The organism is Erysipelothrix sp. strain 2 (EsS2-7-Brazil) (genome assembly GCF_016617655.1).
GTDB lineage: Bacteria > Bacillota_I > Bacilli_A > Erysipelotrichales > Erysipelotrichaceae > Erysipelothrix > Erysipelothrix piscisicarius.
The window spans coordinates 1-3,577 of sequence record NZ_SCFT01000027.1 but is presented as its reverse complement, the minus strand read 5'-3'; the positions used below and the strand labels follow the sequence as shown (position 1 = coordinate 3,577).

General features: G+C 35.7%; 3 protein-coding genes, 1 rRNA gene and 1 riboswitch. Of the genes, 1 reads left to right on the top strand and 3 read right to left on the bottom strand.

Going from position 1 to position 3,577, the window contains the following annotated elements:
• Positions 1–166: 166 nt before the first annotated feature.
• Complete coding sequence (locus tag EPJ90_RS08475; RefSeq protein ID WP_161637583.1) at positions 167–1,528, bottom strand: NCS2 family permease; 1,362 nt, start codon at positions 1,526–1,528, stop codon at positions 167–169.
• A gap of 66 nt (positions 1,529–1,594) precedes the next feature.
• Positions 1,595–1,697: riboswitch (purine riboswitch) on the bottom strand.
• 113 nt (positions 1,698–1,810) lie between these two features.
• Positions 1,811–2,068, bottom strand: a complete 258-nt coding sequence (locus EPJ90_RS08470) for a hypothetical protein (RefSeq protein WP_125163820.1) — start codon at positions 2,066–2,068, stop codon at positions 1,811–1,813.
• Positions 2,069–2,162: 94 nt separating this feature from the next.
• Between EPJ90_RS08470 and EPJ90_RS08465 the strand changes: the two genes are divergently transcribed.
• Entirely contained in the window at positions 2,163–2,954 is a 792-nt protein-coding gene (locus EPJ90_RS08465; RefSeq protein WP_161637585.1) for a GNAT family N-acetyltransferase, read from the top strand.
• A 532-nt stretch (positions 2,955–3,486) separates the two neighbouring features.
• Here the strand turns inward: EPJ90_RS08465 and rrf are convergent.
• Positions 3,487–3,577 (bottom strand): 5S ribosomal RNA (gene rrf, locus EPJ90_RS08740); the annotation flags it as partial.

The following is a 3,577-nucleotide window of genomic DNA, read 5'->3' as shown; positions in this document are numbered from 1 at the left end:
ATTTATTATTTAATCCACCTTTGGGTCTTCCCATCATTAATACCTCCGTTTTATCTTTGATTTTATTATTACACAAAAAAAGTAGACAAGTCTTTTTTACTTGTCTACTTTTAGTTTACTACTCCACATCGATGAGTGTTCTTTTCTTTATAAGGATTGATACTTTTTAACTCATTGCTGTAATTACAAAGTTTAAAATAAATAGAATTGCACTACCATAGACGATTGGATGAACCTTTGATGCACGTTTCATTGAAACTTCTACTACAATGTAAGCAATAAAACCACATGCAATACCATTTGAAATACTATAGGTTAATACAGTCATGATTACTGTAAAGAAAGCTGGTACAGCCTTTTCAAAGTTAGCCCATTCAATATCTGCGAATGAAGCACTCATCAAGATACCAACAACGATTAATGCCGGAGCAGTCGCTGCTGGCGGAATTAAACTAACAACTGGCGCTAGAATAATACTTGCTAAGAAACACGCTGCTGTAACGACAGAGGTTAATCCAGTGCGTCCACCCGCTCCAATTCCGGCAGAACTTTCAACAAATGTTGTAACATTTGAAGTTCCAAGAACTGCACCTGCTGTTGTCGCAATCATATCTGCAAATAATCCACGTTCCAATTTTGACTTCATACCACTTCCTGATTCTAATGAATCTTGGTCTTCTTGAGAAAAAATTCCTGAACGACGACCTGTACCAATAAAAGTACCAATGGTATCAAATGTATCGGTTAATGAGAATGCAAAGATGATTGGAATAATTTTTGTTAAATTGTAATTTGTGAAGAGGCTAATAAGACCTTCTTGACCTAATGCTTTTCCAAAAATTTCCCCAAATTCTTTAAAAATAACTGAGAATCCAACAGTTGATTGAGCCGCTCCTCCAAGCTGAACAACACCCATTGGAATACCGATAACGGTAGTTGCAAGAATACCGATTAAAATAGCACCCTTAACTTTTTTAAGCATTAACACAATAGTAATAATAAGGCCAATTACTGCCAACACGATACTTGGATCCTTGAATGTTGTGATTGATGGGACTGCTCCAAATTCAATAAATTTGATATTTAATAATCCAATATAAGCGATAAACAATCCAATTCCGGCACTGATTGCAAGTTGTAAGGTTTCAGGAATCGCTTTAATGAGATGCTTACGGATATTTGTAACGGTCATAAACATATTTAATAAACCGCAAATAAATACCATTGCGAGTGCTTCGTATGGTGTAAATCCCCCTACTAAAACAACTGTATACGTAAAGAATGCATTCAATCCCATACCCGGAGCTTGTGCATAAGGGATATTCGCGAATAACCCCATGATGAGTGTTCCAATTACAGATGCAAGAATTGTTGCAATATAAACCCCATTATAAGGCAACCCTGACTCAGATAATATTTGTGGATTCACAAAAAGAATATATGCCATTGCAAAGAATGTTGTTATTCCTGCCAGCACCTCCGTACCCACTGTTGTATTATTTTGCTTGAGCTTAAAGAATTTTTCCATTTTATCTCCTCTCCTTAGCTTTCTTTTGATTAAAAAACCAAATAAAAAAAGATCGGGAGAAAACGATCTTGCGAGTTTTCACCACGATAGTCGATGTGTTTACGGTACATCGGTAGATACTACCCAACCATATTATGGGTATTATATTTGGTTATTAATACATTGATAGTATAGGTTAGTTCAAGTACCAATGTCAACCACCATTTTTAAAAGGCTCCTATCATGGATCATTGATTCAATAAAAAACAACGAATGAACTATCCGTTGTGCGTTTTGTTTCCATTAATCCTGCGCGTTATCTTGAACGTTATCCTCTTTGCGTGCTTTTAGAATTGCAGTTGCAGAGCGTTCTGCCAACTTATCCATATTGGGAACATAGTTACCATTCCTCGTTTTTCCTTGATCATCTGCCCCACGATATAATCCATAGAGCGCAACAAATATTCCAAACCACAAAAGCACCTCGTTGTTTTGTAAACCGATTCCTAATAGGAGAATCGCAATTCCTGAAAGTTGTAATCGTATTCCATTGTCCGTCATAGCATCCTCTTTTCTAGTACAATTATACAATTTATTTACATTAATACAAATGTATTCTGCACACGTGATACAATGATATCTATGAGGTGAGTACATGTACGAAATTATACAACTAAATGAGTCTAGCCTAGAAGAATTGGTAGAGGTAATCAATAATTCTTTTTCAGACTATGTTTTAAAAATAAAATTAACCGAGCTACAGCTCAAAAATAAACTGGAAAGCGTCCAAGCGAATCTAACCTATTCGTTTGGAGCTTTATACGAAGGTAAGTTAGTCGGCTTTATTATAAATGCAACAGATGATAGTTTAGCCTATAATGTTATGTCTGGCGTTGTTCCAAGTCACCGCCGTAAAGGTGTCTATACCCAAATGTTTGATGCAACAATTTCTTTTTTCAGTCTTTATGGTATTGACACATACCAACTTGAGGTTCTTCAGTCCAATGAAGAAGCAATTAAACTCTATACAAGAATGGGTTTTGAAAAAACTGTGTCCTACGCATGTTTTAGAGGAAATGTAGCGAATCAAGGAATTTCTGACAATGTGCGCGTTAATCTTGGCTCGAAATCAGATGAACTGAGTTATCTTTGGCACTTTGATCCATCGTTTTCAAATATGCACTATAACGTAAACGAACATAAGACCTATCGCATTGAGAAACAATCAATCGAGGCATTTATAACAGTCTCTACTACTGGCGGTGTACGCCATTTTGGCTATAACGATAAATCTCAATTCGTCGAACTCTTAACGCATGTCAGTTCAATTCATGATACTCTTATTATAAATAATATTGACTGTAATTCACATGAAGTAATTGAGTGCTTAATTGAACTTGGTTTTGATTTATATATGCGGCAATTCCAAATGGAACTTCATGTTTAAAAGATTATGCTTGGATTTGTAACTTAGAGTAGCGCGCGAAGGCGTGCACGACATATTTGGTTATTTATCCATAGTTTTGAATGAGATATTTTCATCAGTAGTTTCTTAGTGGAACATACTAATGGAAATGTCTCTTTTTTTATGGTTTTGTATGGTTATACTAGCCTGTGCCATTCCCATTCTCATTTCTTGCCACCAACGATCCTTTAAAGTTTTATTCTTAAGTTTAGTGTCATTAATTGATTACTTACTGATGCAGACACTATCGTATTTGAATAAAAGCTTGAATGTGAGATGTTTTGAATTGAAGGTGTCCAGTGAATTGGGAACATTACATGACTGATTGTATAATCTCAATAGGGTCATTGCAAGTTCATCATAGCGTGTAATCACTTATCACAGGTATATTTGCACAGCAATTGTTTTGTGCTCATAGAAGGGCTACAAATATCTCACTCATGAATGCTAAGTCCATTAATATGTAAATCTGATTGATCATAAAAAAAAGACACTCTAAATAGAGTGTCAAATTACCTGGCGATGAACTATCTTCACTAGCGCTTGGCTAGATATTGTCGCCGCTAAAGTGCTTAACTTCTGTGTTCGAGATGGGAACAGGTGTG

Excerpts from the sequence above, each read along its gene's own strand:
- EPJ90_RS08475 (WP_161637583.1), bottom strand. The coding sequence starts at position 1,528 with ATGGAAAAATTCTTTAAGCTCAAGCAAAATAATACAACAGTGGGTACG.
- EPJ90_RS08470 (WP_125163820.1), bottom strand. The coding sequence starts at position 2,068 with ATGACGGACAATGGAATACGATTACAACTTTCAGGAATTGCGATTCTC.
- EPJ90_RS08465 (WP_161637585.1), top strand. The coding sequence starts at position 2,163 with ATGTACGAAATTATACAACTAAATGAGTCTAGCCTAGAAGAATTGGTA.